Origin of the sequence: Buchnera aphidicola (Brachycaudus tragopogonis) (assembly GCF_964059175.1) — a bacterium.
Taxonomy (GTDB): Bacteria; Pseudomonadota; Gammaproteobacteria; order Enterobacterales; family Enterobacteriaceae; genus Buchnera; species Buchnera aphidicola_BM.
This window is the reverse complement of the sequence record NZ_OZ060418.1, coordinates 477,011-492,776: the sequence shown is the minus strand read 5'-3', so window position 1 is coordinate 492,776 and position 15,766 is coordinate 477,011. Positions and strand designations below refer to the sequence as shown.

At 24.8% G+C, this 15,766-nt stretch carries 13 protein-coding genes and 1 pseudogene; 2 read left to right on the top strand and 12 right to left on the bottom strand.

Features of this window, described 5'->3' with window-relative positions; all coding sequences use genetic code 11:
- The first annotated feature begins 167 nt into the window (after positions 1-167).
- On the top strand, positions 168-1,280 hold the full coding sequence (asd, locus tag AB4W64_RS02305) for an aspartate-semialdehyde dehydrogenase (protein ID WP_367677885.1): 1,113 nt from the start codon (positions 168-170) through the stop codon (positions 1,278-1,280).
- 155 nt (positions 1,281-1,435) lie between these two features.
- Here asd and tusA read toward each other — a convergent pair whose 3' ends face one another.
- From tusA to prfB, 12 genes and pseudogenes are all read right to left on the bottom strand, one after another.
- Positions 1,436-1,672, bottom strand: a complete 237-nt coding sequence (gene tusA, locus AB4W64_RS02300) for a sulfurtransferase TusA (protein ID WP_367677884.1) — start codon at positions 1,670-1,672, stop codon at positions 1,436-1,438.
- A gap of 49 nt (positions 1,673-1,721) precedes the next feature.
- A pseudogene (nadD, locus tag AB4W64_RS02295) lies at positions 1,722-2,362 on the bottom strand (nicotinate-nucleotide adenylyltransferase).
- A gap of 3 nt (positions 2,363-2,365) precedes the next feature.
- The gene (holA, locus tag AB4W64_RS02290; RefSeq protein WP_367677883.1) at positions 2,366-3,388 is read right to left on the bottom strand and encodes a DNA polymerase III subunit delta; all 1,023 of its coding nucleotides are present in this window, start codon (positions 3,386-3,388) and stop codon (positions 2,366-2,368) included.
- Between the two features lie 36 nt (positions 3,389-3,424).
- The gene (gene leuS, locus AB4W64_RS02285) at positions 3,425-5,995 is read right to left on the bottom strand and encodes a leucine--tRNA ligase (RefSeq protein ID WP_367677882.1); all 2,571 of its coding nucleotides are present in this window, start codon (positions 5,993-5,995) and stop codon (positions 3,425-3,427) included.
- A 131-nt stretch (positions 5,996-6,126) separates the two neighbouring features.
- A complete protein-coding gene (corC, locus tag AB4W64_RS02280) occupies positions 6,127-6,999 on the bottom strand; it encodes a CNNM family magnesium/cobalt transport protein CorC (RefSeq protein ID WP_367677881.1) in 873 nt (290 codons plus the stop codon).
- A 92-nt stretch (positions 7,000-7,091) separates the two neighbouring features.
- Positions 7,092-7,544, bottom strand: a complete 453-nt coding sequence (ybeY, locus tag AB4W64_RS02275; protein ID WP_367677880.1) for an rRNA maturation RNase YbeY — start codon at positions 7,542-7,544, stop codon at positions 7,092-7,094.
- 15 nt (positions 7,545-7,559) lie between these two features.
- Complete coding sequence (miaB, locus tag AB4W64_RS02270; protein WP_367677879.1) at positions 7,560-8,879, bottom strand: tRNA (N6-isopentenyl adenosine(37)-C2)-methylthiotransferase MiaB; 1,320 nt, start codon at positions 8,877-8,879, stop codon at positions 7,560-7,562.
- Between the two features lie 58 nt (positions 8,880-8,937).
- Entirely contained in the window at positions 8,938-9,732 is a 795-nt protein-coding gene (thyA, locus tag AB4W64_RS02265) for a thymidylate synthase (RefSeq protein WP_367677878.1), read from the bottom strand.
- Positions 9,716-10,588, bottom strand: a complete 873-nt coding sequence (lgt, locus tag AB4W64_RS02260; RefSeq protein ID WP_367677877.1) for a prolipoprotein diacylglyceryl transferase — start codon at positions 10,586-10,588, stop codon at positions 9,716-9,718. The genes thyA and lgt overlap by 17 nt, the downstream gene beginning before the upstream one ends.
- 38 nt (positions 10,589-10,626) lie before the next feature.
- A complete protein-coding gene (gene lysA, locus AB4W64_RS02255) occupies positions 10,627-11,901 on the bottom strand; it encodes a diaminopimelate decarboxylase (protein ID WP_367677876.1) in 1,275 nt (424 codons plus the stop codon).
- A 54-nt stretch (positions 11,902-11,955) separates the two neighbouring features.
- Positions 11,956-13,470, bottom strand: a complete 1,515-nt coding sequence (gene lysS, locus AB4W64_RS02250; protein ID WP_367677875.1) for a lysine--tRNA ligase — start codon at positions 13,468-13,470, stop codon at positions 11,956-11,958.
- Between the two features lie 12 nt (positions 13,471-13,482).
- A protein-coding gene (prfB, locus tag AB4W64_RS02245; RefSeq protein WP_367677874.1) for a peptide chain release factor 2 occupies positions 13,483-14,581 on the bottom strand; the annotation gives its coding sequence in 2 pieces (ribosomal slippage) (positions 13,483-14,505 and positions 14,507-14,581; 1,098 coding nt in all).
- Positions 14,582-14,745: 164 nt separating this feature from the next.
- On the opposite strand from prfB, the gene ygfZ reads away from it, so the two are divergent.
- Entirely contained in the window at positions 14,746-15,705 is a 960-nt protein-coding gene (gene ygfZ / locus AB4W64_RS02240) for a tRNA-modifying protein YgfZ (RefSeq protein WP_367677873.1), read from the top strand.
- Positions 15,706-15,766: the final 61 nt, after the last annotated feature.

Below are 15,766 nucleotides of genomic sequence, written 5' to 3'. Positions count from 1 at the left end.
TTTTTTAAATCTTGTATATAGAGTATATATTTTTCTGATATAAAATTTTGTATTTAATTAATATTCTTTTACTTATTATCTTTGGGAGCCGGACAATTTTACTTTAAATGAATTATTAAAATTAAAAAACAATATTTTAATGTAAAGAATCCGTGTAAGTATTAATGATGAAATCTGTTGGATTAATCGGTTGGCGTGGCATGGTAGGATCAGTTTTATTAAAACGTATGGAGGAAGAAAATGATTTTTTAAAAATTCATCCTATTTTTTTTTCTACATCTCAATGTGGTCAAAATACTCCTAGAATAAAACATGTATTACCTAATACCTTGCAAGACGCTTATAACATTGATTTGTTAAAAGAAATGGATATTATTATCACATGTCAAGGTAGTCTTTATACTAAATCAATATATCCAATATTAAGAAAATGTGGCTGGAAAGGTTATTGGATTGATGCTGCTTCTCTTTTACGAATGGAAAATGACTCTATAATTATATTAGATCCAGTTAATTACAATTTTATACAAGATTCTATAAGTAGAGGAATTAAAACTTTTGTAGGCGGAAACTGTACAGTAAGTTTAATGCTTATGTCTTTAGGTGGTTTATTTGAAAAAGAATTAATTGAATGGATTTCTGTATCTACTTATCAAGCAGCATCTGGTGCTGGTTCACGTCACGTTATTGAGTTGTTACAGCAAATGGGAACATTGTATAATATTGTTGCTCAAGATTTATTAAATCCATCTTTATCAGTTTTAGATGTTGAACATAAAGTAACTCAAATATCTCGTCGATCCGATTTTCCTGTTAAAAATTTTACCATACCGTTAGCTGGAAGTTTAATACCTTGGATTGATGTAAAAATGGATAATGGACAAAGTCGTGAAGAATGGAAAGGTCAGTTTGAAACAAACAAGATTTTAGGATTTAAAAATAAAGTGTTAATTGATGGTATATGCGTACGCATTAGTTCGCTTCGATGTCATAGTCAATCGTTTGTAATTAAATTAACAAAAAATATATCTCTTGAAAACATTAAAGAAATTATAGAAAATCACAATGATTGGGTGAATATTGTTCCTAACAATGTAGAAGATACGTTATTAAAATTAACTCCATCTGCTGTAACTGGTTCATTAGATATACCAATAGGTCGTTTAAGGAAACTTAATATGGGTGAAAAATATTTATCTGCTTTTACTGTCGGAGATCAATTATTATGGGGTGCTGCAGAACCTTTAAGAAGAATGTTAAATCTATTGATTAACTTATAATATTTTTATTTTTAAACAATATTTTACTAATATATACACTATATTTTAATATATCTTAATATATTAAATGTTAGGTGTATATATTAAATATTTTATAATTAATAGTAACTATTTTCATAGTGTTGAAAAAATGTTTTAGTTTTAAATGTTTTAATTTATAATCCTTTTTTTAATAAATAACGATATGGTTTAATTTTAATATTATGTTCGATTAATTGATGTTCCATAAAATGACAGAAATATGGAATATCTCTTTTTGTAGAAGGGTCATCTGCTAATACTAATATTTTTTCGTTGTTTTTCATATTTCGAAGTGTTTTCCGAATAATCATAATTGGTTCTGGACATCGAAGTCCAATTAAATTTAATATAATATTATTTTTTTTTTTCATTACATTTTAAAATTAATTGTTAAAAATATTTTTTTAATAGATAAAAAAACTATAATTGATTATAGTATAATTTTTTTAATATAATATATTTATGTACCATTGGAGGTAAGAGTCCATATGAACTTTTACCAGAAAAATAGTTCTCTCTTATTTGACTGGAAGAAATGTTGATAGTTTCTATATCTGAAAAAAAAATATATCCAAATGGTTTTTGATGTAAAATATTAGCATCTCTTGTAATATGAGAGTTGATCCATTGTGTTAATGAATAATTTTTTTTTTATATTTTCTAGGACAAATTAATAAGTGAGAATATAATAATATTTTTTTCCAATCTTTCCATAAGTTAAAACTTTGTAAGTTATCTTCACCTATTATAAAACATAAAGATTGTAAAAAACCTATTTTTTTTCTAATTTTTTTTAATGTATCTACAGTGAAAAATACATGTTTTCTTTCTATTTCTAAATAACTTACTTCAAATAAAGAATTATCATATACTGCAAGTTTAATCATATTAATTTTATCTATAATAGATGTTTTTGTTTGCGCTCGATGTGGAGGATTATTATTCGGTAACAATATTATCTTTTCTATAGATAGTCTTTGTGCTAATTTTTCAGCAGAATAAATATGACCATAATGAATTGGATCAAAATTTCCACCAAATATTGCATGTAATTTTTTCATTTTTTAGTTTATTGATTTATAAAATATCAGTGAACTTATCATTAAAGTTAGTTCTTGTAATTGAATCCATACAGAATTGTTATATTTTTGTTTAATATTAATTTCTATATTGACTAAAATTGTTATTGCTTTTAAATAAATATGATTATTAATTTTATTAAGAGCATTTATAAAAAATTTATATCGTGTGTTCCAAACATTGTTTTGTTTTAAAAACATATTGACATTAATATTTTTATCACGATTCATATAAATTAATATTAGTAAATCTTTTTGCAGTTGACGTATTAAAATTAAAGGATTGTATTTTTGTTGATGAAAGATATTTAAAATATAAATAGCTTTTTTTGTTTGTCCTTGAAAAATAGCATTAATCCAATGTAATTCTGAAAAATTAAAGCAATCAAGAATCACTTTTTTAATTTTTTCTAATGTAATATCAGTATTAGGAAATGTCATTGATAACACATCTAAAACTTTATGTATAAATAAAGTATCTCCTTCATAGTATTTACATAACAAAAAAAAAGCTTGTTTTTCTATATTGATATTTTTTTCATAAATTTCATGTTTAATCCATCTATTAAAATTTATGTTATAAGGTGTAAAACAAGAAATTATACTGCTAAAAAATTGCAACTTATCTAGTATTTTTTTTGTTTGAATACAACCTGATAGGTGATTTAATTTTAATAGTATTAAAATTTCTACATTTAATAAAAAAGATATTCTATTAATATTTTTGACTAAACTAATATTTAGCGTTTTTGTAATGAAATTAACAATTAAACTTGTTTTTTTTAGAAATAAATTTCTTGTTTTGCAAAAATTAATTACTTTTTTCCAATCTGTATCATGTTTTATATCAATAATAATTATTTCTGTAAATCCTTTTTGATTGGCATACTTTAAAATCAAATTTTGATTTTTATTTATTAAACATAAATCTTCTCCTAAAAGAACATAACAAGAATTTAAGTTGTTAATTAAAGATTCTTTAAGGTGTTCTGGGGGTATAATTTTCATTTAAAATAATCATATTTTTTAAAAGAGATCATTTTATTATGATATTACAAAATTTATAATTTTATTTGGAATATATATTGTTTTTTTTATTTTTTTATTACTTAAATATTTTTGAATAATATTTTGTTTTTGTGCATCTAACAATATTTTTTCTTTTTTTAAGTTATTAGAAATTTTTATAGTACTTCTTTTTTTTCCATCAATTTGAATAATAATAATGTTATATTTTTTTAATAATATTTTTTTGTCATAAACAGGCCATTTTTCATTGTCGATAGAAACATTTTTATTAAAATATTTCCAAACAAAAAAACAAAAGTGAGGTGTAAATGGATATAGCATTTTAATTACAGAAATTAAAGATTCTCGTAAAATAGATTTATCTTTTTCTTCTTTTATTGGAGCTTTTATCAGTTGATTGACTAGTTCCATAATTGCAGAAATAGCAGTATTGAACGATTTTCGACGACTTATATCGTCAGAAACTTTTTTTATAGTTTTGTGTAATTGATAGCGTAATTCAGTTTGTTGATGATTTAAATACGTCAAGTTTATATTTTTATGCGTTTTGCTTATTTGAAGATAATTAAATATCAGTATCCATAATTTTTTTAAAAAACGATAAATTCCTTTTACACTTGATTCTTTCCATTCTAGAGATGATTCTACAGGAGCAGCAAACATGATAAATAAACGTATTGTATCAGCACCGTAACGTTTAATTATTAATTCTGGTTCAATTCCATTATTTTTAGATTTAGACATTTTAATCATTCCTGCATAAATTAATTCTTTGCCTTGCGCATTGTAGGATTTTACAATTTTTCCTTTTAAATCACGTTTTTTTAATACATTTGATGAATGAATCCAATTTCTTTGGGAGTTTTGTCCTATTTCATAAAAAGCTTCTGAAAGCACCATACCTTGACATAATAAATTTTTGACTGGTTCATCAAAGTCAACTAGTTTAAAATCACGTAGTAGTTTGTGATAGAAACGAAAATACATTAAATGCATAGTTGCATGTTCTATACCTCCAACATATTGATCAACAGGTAGCCAATATTTAGATGCTGTTGGATCAATCATGCCTTTATTAAAATTTGGACAAGTATATCTTGCATAGTACCAAGATGATTCTATAAAAGTATCAAATGTATCTGTTTCTCTAACAGCAGCCTGACCGTTAATAAAAATTTGAGCCCATTTAGAATCAGCATCAATACGTTTATTGGAGGTATTAATATCTGGTAAACAAACAGGCAGGTTATCTTCAGGGATTGGTATAATTTTTCCATTTTTGAGCTTTGCCATGGGAATAGGTGTTCCCCAGTATCGTTGTCTTGATACACACCAATCTTGTAATTTATAATTAATTTTGGGTTTCAATATTTTCTTTTCAAAAAGTATTTTTTGTATTTTTTCAGTGCTATCTTTAAAATTTAAACCATCAAATTGTTTAGAATTAAATAATATTCCTTTTTTATCTATAAAAGAAGTGTATGGTGTGTATTCTTTTGTCTCAGAGTTCATAACTACATGTTTTATTTTTAAATTATATTTTATTGCAAAGTTCCAATCATTTTCATTATGTCCAGGAATAGATAATATTGATTTTGTTCTATATTTTTGTAGAGTAAAATTAGCGATCCAAATCGGCATTTTTTTTTCTGTAATTGGATGAATAGTAAACATATTTGTATTAATGCCTTGATACTTTACTTGTTCTATTTCTTCTTGTGAGAAATATTTATATTTTTTTATAAAATTTTTAATTAAAATATTTTTTTTAGATAAATTTATAGATAATTTATGACAAGGAGATATCACAATAAATGTAGCACCCATTATAAGATCTAATCTATTCGTAAATACTTTTAATTGTTGATCATTGTTTACAATATTCAAAGTTATTTCATATCCCTTCGTTCTTCCAATCCAGTTTCGTTGCATATTTTTTACATTTTCAGGCCAATGAGTCAATTTTTTTAAGTCTTGATATAAAGATTCAGCATATTTTCTGATCTTTATAAACCATTGAGGTATTTTTTTTATTTTAATTTTGTTTTGACATCTCCAGCAGGAACCATCAATAACTTGTTCATTAGCTAAAACAGTTTTATCGTATGAACACCAGTTCACTAAACTATTTTTTCTATAGACTAGTTTTTTTTCATATAATTTTGTAAAAAACCATTGTTCCCATCGATAATATTCTGGTTTACATGTTGTTATTTCTCGACTCCAATCATAACTAAAACCTAATGATTGCAATTGTTTTTTCATGTGTTTTATATTTTCATTCGTCCAAGATACAGGAACAGTATTATTTTTTATAGCAGCTTCTTCAGCAGGTAGTCCAAAAGCATCCCAACCCATAGGTTGTAAGACATTTTTTCCTAACATTCTTTGATGTCGTGCAATAACATCGCTTATAGTATAATTTCTAACATGACCTATATGTAATTTTCCTGAAGGATATGGAAGCATTGGAAGGCAATAATATTTTTCTTTTTTAGAATCTTCGTTTACTTGAAAAGTTTTGTTTTTTTTCCAAAATTCTTGCACATAAAATTCGATTTTTTCAGGTAAATATTCTTTTTCCATGGTTTTATCTCAACAATAAAATATTTAATCAATCTAATTTTTTTATAATATTAATTAGATGATAGATTAAAAATTAATTTTTATATGTTTTTTTTATTTTTTAACATTGTAAATGACAATAATTAATATTATTATTCTTTTAAAATTGGTATTTTATTCTCCGGAACAGTGACATGTATTTGTATGACTTTACTACTATCTGCCATAGAAATTTTAAAAGAGTAATCATGAATATTAATACTTTCACCACGACTAGGTAAATGACCAAATTCTTTCATTACCAATCCTCCTATAGTGTCTACTTCATCATCTTTAAAATTAGTATTAAAAGTTTCATTAAATTCTTTGATTTCTGTTAGTGCTCTAACAGAAAATACACATTTTTGTAGTTTTCTAATATTGATTTTTTCTTCATCATCATATTCATCTTGAATTTCACCTACGATTAATTCAAGTATATCTTCTATAGTTACTAAACCTGAAACAGCTCCAAATTCATCTATTACTATTGCCATATGATTTCTTTTTGATCGAAATTCTTTTAACATTCTATCTACATATTTACTTTCTGGAACTACAACTGCTGATCGTAATATATTTTTTATACAGAATACACTTGTAGAATTTTTCATAAAAGGTAATAAATCTTTAGCAATTAAAAATCCTTCAACATAATTTTTATCACTACTCATTACTGGAAATCGTGAATGTGCAGATTCAATAATAATATCTAGACACTTGTTTAAATTATAATTTAATTTTAATGTTATCATTTGTGTTCTTGGAATCATAATTTCTTTAATTCTTTTTTTTGCAATATGCATAACTCCTTCTAGCATATCGCAAGTGTCTTGATCAATTAGTTCATTTTGTTCTGAATCACGAATTAATACTAATAGTTCTTCTCTGTTTTTAGGTTCATCATGAAAAATTTGATTTAATAAAATAGAGAAAAAACCTTTTCTATTTATTTTATCGCATTTTTGTGAATGATTATCACTCATGGTATTAGATTGTCTATTTTGAAAATATGTTATACTATTCTATGGTATAACAGTGCGAGTTAAAATATTTTTTATGAAAGATTAATGTAATTTTAAATATATGGTCTTTTATAATTTAAAGATAACATAATTTTGTTTTCTATTTTTTTCATAATGTAGGTTTCTTTAGTAGTTTTATGATCATATCCTAATAAATGTAAAACTCCATGTATTGTCATATGAGCCCAATGTGATTCTAATTTTTTATTATATGTATAAGCCTCTTTTTCTATTATTTGCTTACATAAAACTAAATCTCCTAATAATTTATAATTGATTGTTACATATTGATTAAAAGGAAATGATAAAACATTTGTTGCTTTATTTTGTCCTCTAAACATTAAATTTAGATGTTTAATTTCTGATTTATCTACAATTCTAATTGTTATTATATTATTTGTTTTTATGTGTAAAATTTTTTTAATCCATTTTTTAAAAAGATATTTCTCAGGTATATGTTGATTATTTATACAACATATTTGAAGATTGACAATAATTTTTTTCATATATTTAAAAATTATTTAAATTATTCGTCCTTTTAGTGAATGTGTATGTACTTTTTCAATTTTTAAATCAACAAATTGACCAATCATATTAAGTGGTCCTTGAAATGTTACAATTCTATTATTTTCTGTTCTACCATATAATTCTATTGCGTTTTTATTAGATATACCTTCTACTAGAACAGACTGTATGCTTCCAAACATTTTTCTGCTCCATAACATAGCTTGTATGTTGATGCGTTCTTGTAAAATATGCAATCGTTTCTTTTTTTCTTTTATATCAAGATTATCTTGTATTTCAGATGCAGGTGTTCCTGGTCGGCTTGAGTATATAAAACTAAAACTCATATCAAAATTTATCTTTTTAATAAATATCATAGTTTTTTGAAAATCTTCTTCTGTTTCCCCTGGAAAACCTACAATAAAATCAGAACTAATTTGAATATTTGGTCTGGCAATAATAAGTTTTTCGACAATAGACTGATAGTCTTCTATTGTATATGAACGTTTCATTAATTGAAGAATGCGATTAGAACCACTTTGTATAGGAAGATGAAGAAAACTAACTAGTTTCGGTGTATCTTGATAGACCTCAATAATATCATCTGTAAATTCTAAAGGATTGCTAGTAGTAAATCGAATTCTATCAATACCATCTATTTCAGCAACTAATCTTATTAATTCTGAAAAATAGCAAATTTTTCCATTAAAGGTTGGACCTTGATATGCGTTGACATTTTGACCTAATAAATTAATCTCTCTTACACCTTGTTCTGCTAATGTTGAGATTTCAAATATAACATCATCACATGGTCTACTAATTTCATTTCCTCTTGTGTATGGTACTACACAAAATGAACAGTATTTATTACATCCTTCCATGATAGAGATTGCTGCAGTACATTTTGTTTTTCTATTTTTTAAGGAATGTTTGAATTTTTCTAATTTAGGAAAAGTAATATCTATAGATAATTTGCGAAATTTTTCTACTTCAGATATCATTTTAGGTAATCTATGTAAAGTTTGAGTGCCAAATATTATATCTACATAATTCGCTCTTTTATAAATTTCTTTACCTTCTTGAGTAGCTACACAACCTCCTACAGCAATAATAGCTTTTGGATTTTTGTTTTTTATTTTTTTCCATCTTCCAAGTTGATGAAAAACTTTTTCTTGAGCCTTTTCTCTTATAGAACAGGTATTTAATATTAAAACATCAGCTTTTTCTGGATCTGTAGTCATTAAATATTGATTTTTTTCTTGCAACAAAGTAGCTATCATAGATGAATCATATTCATTCATTTGACAACCCCAGGTTTTTATATATATATATTTCATTTTTATAGCAATAATTAATTTGAGTTGATTTATAAATATCTTGTATTAAATGTAAATTTTATATAGATATTTGCGCTTTTATAGAGGGATACGGATGATATCCTATAATTTTAAAATCTTGAAAGGAATATTTAAATAGTGATTGGGGTTTTTGAGTTATAATTAATTTAGGAAGTGATTTAGGTGTTCTGAGTATTTGTTTTTTTGCTAATTCAATATGATTATTGTATAAATGAACATCACCTCCTGTCCATAAGAATTCTCCAACTTCTAAATCACACTGTTGCGCTATCATGTGTATCAATATTGCATAACTAGCTATATTGAAAGGTAATCCAAGAAATACATCACAAGAACGCTGATAAAGTTGACAACTTAATGTTTTTTTAAAGACATAAAATTGAAAAAGAACATGACAGGGTGGTAACTTCATTTGATCTATTTCTCCAACGTTCCAACTAGAAACTAAAATTCTACGAGAATTTGGATCTGTTTTTATTTGTATTAGTATATTTTTAATTTGATCAATATTATTTTTTTCTAATGTGCTCCAGCTTCTCCATTGTTTCCCGTATATTGGACCAAGATTTCCAAATTCGTCTGCCCAATTATCCCAAATAGAGATTTTATTTTCCTTTAGATATTGAATATTAGTATCACCTTTTAAAAACCATAAAAGCTCATGTATAATAGATGGAATATGACATTTTTTTGTTGTAAGGAGTGGAAACCCTTTTTTTAAATTAAATCTCATATTGTAACCAAAAATAGATAATGTACCTGTACCTGTACGATCTTTTTTTAAATTTCCGGTTTTTATTATTTTTTTAATTAATCTAAGATATTGTTTCATTTTTTTCAGTAATCCATTTTTCGTAAAAAGCTTTAAACATAATAATTAATCCAACTATAATCATTGGTATTGATAATATTTGACCCATGCTAATTGTATTTTTAAATAATCCTATTTGAGGATCAGGTTCACGAAAAAACTCTACAATTATTCTAAAAATACCATAAAAAATTAAAAATAAACCGCTAATACTTCCTGTTGGTCTGTCTTTTTTTTTAAAAAAATATATTATAAAAAATAAAACAACTCCCTCTAAGAAAAATTCATATAATTGAGAAGGATGACGTGGTAATGCTCCGTATTCATCTAATAAAGTTTTTAAATGCGGATTTGTTTTAACTATTTCTAAATCTTGATATTGAGAGTTAGGAAAAATCATTGCATACTTAAAATTTACTGATATTCTTCCCCATAATTCACCATTAATAAAATTTCCTAATCTTCCAGCACCTAATCCAAAAGGTATCAATGGAGTTATAAAATCGGATATTTCTAATATTTTTTTTTTATATTTTAAAGAAAAATATAACATTGTAATAATAGCACCTATTAAACCTCCATGAAATGACATACCACCTTCCCATATGTAAAAAGAAGATAATATATTTTGAGAAAAATATGAAAGATTATAAAATATGATATATCCTATTCTACCTCCGATACAAGATCCTATAAAAATCGCATATAATAATGTTTCTAGTTTTTTTTTATTCCATATTTGTTTTTTAATGTTATTTTTTTTTCCGTACCATACCGCAAATAAAAAACTAACAAGATACATTAGACCATACCAATGAGCAGATATGGGGCCAATAGAAAAAAGAATAGGATTAAAATTAGGGGAAATAATATACATTTTTAGATCATATCCTGTGAAGTAAAAATATTTTTATCTTAATTTAAGATTGTTTTTTTAAAAAAATATTGTTTTTCTAAATTTAATATTTCTTCTATTTTTTGACGTCTTCGGATAATAAAAGAATTATTCTTATATAATAATATTTCTTGAATTAGTGGTCTCGTATTATAGTTAGATGACATGGAAGCACCATAAGCTCCTGTGTTGTGGAAAATTAAATAGTCTCCTACACCAATAATTGGTAATTTTCTAGTTTGTACTGTTCCCCCTTCTTTTTGTGTAAAAACATCTCCTGATTCACATAAAGGACCTGCAATCACAGTGTCTATTGTTTCTTTTTCGTTTATATTTCTATTGTCTCCAGAAATAACTGAAATATGATGATAACTACCATACATAGCAGGTCTCATTAAATCATTAAACCCAGCATCGATTAAAACAAAAGTTTTATTACCTGTTTTTTTTACAGCCCAAACTTTTGAAATTAAAATACCTGATTCTGCAACTAAAAATCTTCCTGGTTCAATTTCTAATTCAATCTTTTTTCCTAAAAATTTAGAAATTTCTTGTCTTGCTGCATCCCATAAAGTAAAATACTTTTTTATATTTATGGGTTTTTCATTAAATTTATAAGGTACAGGTAGTCCACCACCAGCAGAAATGGACGATATTTTTTGATTTAATTGATATACATTTTCTATCATGGATTTACAAACTTTTTTTAAATGTATATAATTTACTCCAGAACCAATATGCATATGTAAACCTATCAATTTGAGTTTATATTTTTTTATAATAGGTATTGCTAGTGATGGCTCCCAGATTCCATGTTTACTATTTTCTCCTCCAGTGTTAGTTTTTTGACTATGTCCATATCCGAATCTAGGATTGATACGTAACCAAATATGATGACCTGGAGAAGCGCTTCCTAGTTGTTTTAACATATCTAAAGATCCAGCATTAACTGGTATTTTATAATTTACAACTTTACATAAGGTTTCTTTATCTAAAATATCAGCAGTAAATATTATTTCATTTGTATTAGGTTGAAATCCAGATAATAATGCTCGTTCAATTTCTCCTAACGAAACTGCATCTATTTTTATATTTTCGTTTTTCATTAAACGTAATATATTAATATTTGAACAAGATTTCTGAGCAAATCTAATGACGTCAAAATTTTTTAATAATTTTATTTTTTGATAAATAATATTAGAATCATAAACCCAAAATGGTGATTGATATTTTTTAATTAAATATTTGATAGTTTTAATATCAAAATTTTTTGTATTAGTTTGAGATTGTGACATCGTGTTTCCTATGAGTTATTATAAACGATGTAAAAATATATTTTTTATAAAAAATTATTTTTTGTGTGGTCGAAGTGTTGGAAATAAAATCACATCACGAATACTAATTTGATTAGTTAATATCATCACTAAACGATCTATTCCAATACCTAATCCTGATGTGGGTGGTAGACCATATTTTAATGCTTCGATATAATCTTCATCATAAAATGTATTTTTATTTTTTTCTTTGTCTTTTTTGTTAATTTGATTTAAAAATCTATTTTTTTGATCTTTTGCATCATTTAATTCTGAAAAACCATTTCCTATTTCATATCCGGCAATAAAAAATTCAAATCTATCAGTTATGTTTGGATTAATATCGTTTCGTCTGGCTAAAGGAGATACTTCTACTGGATATTCAGTAATAAAAGTGGGTTGAATTAATTTTTTTTCTACTGTTTTTTCAAAAATTTCAGTCTTTATTTTACCACTTTCCCAATTTTTTTTTATTTTTATACCTATAGACTTTGCAATGCTTTTAATTGTTTTTTTATCTTCTAAATCAGATGATGTAACGGTGGGATTGAATTTTAGGATAGCATCCTTCATAGTTATTCTATGAAAAGGTTTACTAAAATCAAAATGATATGTATCATATATAATTTTAGTATCTTGAAAAAGTAATTTTGTAATGTTTTTTAAAAGATTTTCTGTTAATTCCATCATATCTTCATAACTTGAATATGCAATATATGCTTCCATCATAGTAAATTCTGGGTTATGCCGAGTAGAGACCCCTTCATTGCGAAAATTTCTATTAATTTCAAAGATACGTTCGAAACCACCAATAATTAATTTTTTTAAATATAATTCAGGAGCTATTCTTAAATACATTTCTGTGTTAATTTCATTATGGTAAGTAATGAAAGGACGAGCATCAGCTCCTCCAGGAATGTTTTGTAACATTGGAGTTTCTACTTCCAAGAAATGATTTTCTACCATAAAATTGCGAATTTTCATAATAATATTAGAACGATTTTTAAAAATATTATATAGTTTTTTATTACTAATTAAATCTAAATATCTTTGTCGATAACGTATTTCTTGATTAGACAATCCATGAAATTTATCCGGTAAAGATTTTAAGGATTTATTAAGTATTTCTACATTATGACAATAAATAGATAATTCTCCTGTTTTAGTCTTAAATAATGTTCCTACTACACCTAAAATATCTCCAATATCCCATTTTTTAAAATGATTTTTATAAAAATCAGAAGATATTTTTTTTTCTTGTATATAAATTTGTATTGTTCCTTCTATATCTTGTAGATTAAAGAAAGATGCTTTTCCCATAATGCGTCTTTGCATCATACGACCAGCAATAGAAACTGAAATATTTAATTCTTGAAGTTCACTGATATTTTTATTACTGTATTTTTCATGAATTTCTTTTAAAGTAATGTTTTTTTTAAAATTATTTGGAAAAGAAAAACCTGTTTTTTTCATATTATTAAGTTTGATTTTTCTGATTTTTGATTCATTATGATCTATATTTTGATATTTATAATTATTTTTTGTTTCCAATGTTATTTTTCCTTATAATCCAATTATTAAGCTTTGTTCAATAAAATCATCTAAGTCACCATCTAGGACAGATTGCACATGATTTTTTTCAATTCCAGTACGTAAATCTTTAACTTTTGAATTATCTAGTATATATGAGCGTATTTGATTGCCCCAGGTAATATCCGATTTGCTTTTTTCTAGTTTTTGTTTTTCTTTTTGTTTTTGTCTTACCTTCATTTCATATAATTTTGATTTCATTTGTTGTATTGCTTGTTCTTTATTTTTGTGTTGAGAACGATTATTTTGGCATTGAGTGACGATTTTAGTAGGTAAATGCGTAATACGAACAGCTGATTCAGTTCTATTTACATGCTGTCCTCCAGCACCTGAAGCTCTATAAACATCTATTCTTAAATCAGAAGGATTAATATCTATGCAAATTTTATCATCTATATCTGGATATATAAAAATTGAACTAAAAGAAGTATGTCTTCTTTTTCCTGAATCAAAAGGACTTTTTCTAATCAAACGATGTATCCCTGTTTCTGTTCTTAGCCAACCGAAAGCATATTCACCATATACTTTTATAGTAGAAGATTTAATTCCAACTATATCTCCAACTGATTCATGAATAATTTCTGTTTTAAAACCTTTTTTATCTGCCCATTTTAAATACATTCTAAGTAATATTTGAGCCCAATCTTGTGCTTCTGTTCCTCCTGATCCAGATTGTATATCAATATAACAATTACAGTGGTCATTTTTTTTTGCAAACATACGATAAAATTCGAGTTTTTTAACTTCTTGTTCTATTTTTTTTATATCTGTAATAATATCTTTTATTACTACCTTATCTGAGGTTTCTATCGCTAATTTAAAGAATATAATGACTTCTTGAATATTTTTTTCTATGTCGTTAATTTTTTGAACGATTGAATTTAAAAAATATTTTTCTTTGTTTAGTTTTTTTAAAAATATTTTTTTATTCCATATTTCAGGTGATGATAATTCTAAATCAATTTCTGCAAGACGTATTTTTTTTTGAGTATAGTCAAAGATACCTCTTAAGATATTGTGTTCGTTTTTTTAAATTATTAACTTGATTCATAATTATTTTTTTTTCTATCATAGCTTTATAATTCTTCTATTAATTTAATATAAAATATAATAATTTTGATTTATATTTGATATATATGAAATATATTTTTTTATTATATATATATTTATATTGCCTAGATGCATTTATTTTGGTTTTATAAAAAATTATTTTTAAATAGAATTTAGGAAAAAAAAATGTCATCTTTTATAAAGTTTCAAAATATTGTTTATCCTTCAAATGAACTATCATTAACAATGATATTATTAGAAGAGTGGTCTCTTATTTATATAGAGGGTCCAGATAGTAAAAAATACCTTCAAAATCAATTGACAATTGATATGAATTTATTGTTTCAAGCACATCACACACTTTGTGCTCATTGTAACTTTAATGGAAAGGTATGGAGTACTATGCGTTTATTTCATTATGATAAAGGATACGCTTACATTCAAAGAAAAAGTATATCTAATATGCAAGTCAAAGAATTAAAAAAGTATTCTATTTTTTCAAAAATAAAAATAATTGAATTAAAGAATATTTATTTAATAGGAATTGCAGGATTAAATTCTAGATTGTTTTTATTAAAATTTTTCATTAAAATACCAGATAAAAATTGTCCAGTAGTTTATGAAAATAAAAAAGTAGTATTATGGTTTTCAGAACCATCAGAAAGATTTTTATTAATTTTGAATTTATCAGATTTTTTATTTTTTAAAGAAAAAATTAATGAAAAAATTTTTTTAAATAATAGCGAACAGTGGTTGCTATTAGATATTGAGGCCGGATTTCCTGTGATTGACATAAACACTTCTAAGAAATTTACACCTCAAGCAATCAATTTAGATAAGCTTAAAGCTATAAGTTTTCAAAAAGGATGTTATTATGGACAAGAAACTATAGCACGAATATTTTTTAAAAATTTAAATAAACGTTTTTTATGTTGTTTAACTGGTACAGGTAATATTTCTCCTGAAATAGGTTCTATTATTGAAACTAAGGTAGAGCATAAATGGTATAAAATTGGTTTTTTATTATCTTTAGTGAAAATCAAATCAGAAGAGATTTGGATACAAGCAGTATTATCTCAATCTATAGATGTAAATAATATATTTAGAATATATGGATTTGAAAACATATTTTTAATAAAAAATTAAATTTAGAAAAATTATATTTTTACGTGTATATTTTTATAAAAAGTAAAAAAAAAATTTTATG

What these genes read in the sequence shown, in the direction of transcription:
- asd (WP_367677885.1), top strand. Translation starts at nt 168, where the DNA reads ATGAAATCTGTTGGATTAATCGGTTGGCGTGGCATGGTAGGATCAGTT.
- tusA (WP_367677884.1), bottom strand. Translation starts at nt 1,672, where the DNA reads ATGAAAAAAAAAAATAATATTATATTAAATTTAATTGGACTTCGATGT.
- holA (WP_367677883.1), bottom strand. Translation starts at nt 3,388, where the DNA reads ATGAAAATTATACCCCCAGAACACCTTAAAGAATCTTTAATTAACAAC.
- leuS (WP_367677882.1), bottom strand. Translation starts at nt 5,995, where the DNA reads ATGGAAAAAGAATATTTACCTGAAAAAATCGAATTTTATGTGCAAGAA.
- corC (WP_367677881.1), bottom strand. Translation starts at nt 6,999, where the DNA reads ATGAGTGATAATCATTCACAAAAATGCGATAAAATAAATAGAAAAGGT.
- ybeY (WP_367677880.1), bottom strand. Translation starts at nt 7,544, where the DNA reads ATGAAAAAAATTATTGTCAATCTTCAAATATGTTGTATAAATAATCAA.
- miaB (WP_367677879.1), bottom strand. Translation starts at nt 8,879, where the DNA reads ATGAAATATATATATATAAAAACCTGGGGTTGTCAAATGAATGAATAT.
- thyA (WP_367677878.1), bottom strand. Translation starts at nt 9,732, where the DNA reads ATGAAACAATATCTTAGATTAATTAAAAAAATAATAAAAACCGGAAAT.
- lgt (WP_367677877.1), bottom strand. Translation starts at nt 10,588, where the DNA reads ATGTATATTATTTCCCCTAATTTTAATCCTATTCTTTTTTCTATTGGC.
- lysA (WP_367677876.1), bottom strand. Translation starts at nt 11,901, where the DNA reads ATGTCACAATCTCAAACTAATACAAAAAATTTTGATATTAAAACTATC.
- ygfZ (WP_367677873.1), top strand. Translation starts at nt 14,746, where the DNA reads ATGTCATCTTTTATAAAGTTTCAAAATATTGTTTATCCTTCAAATGAA.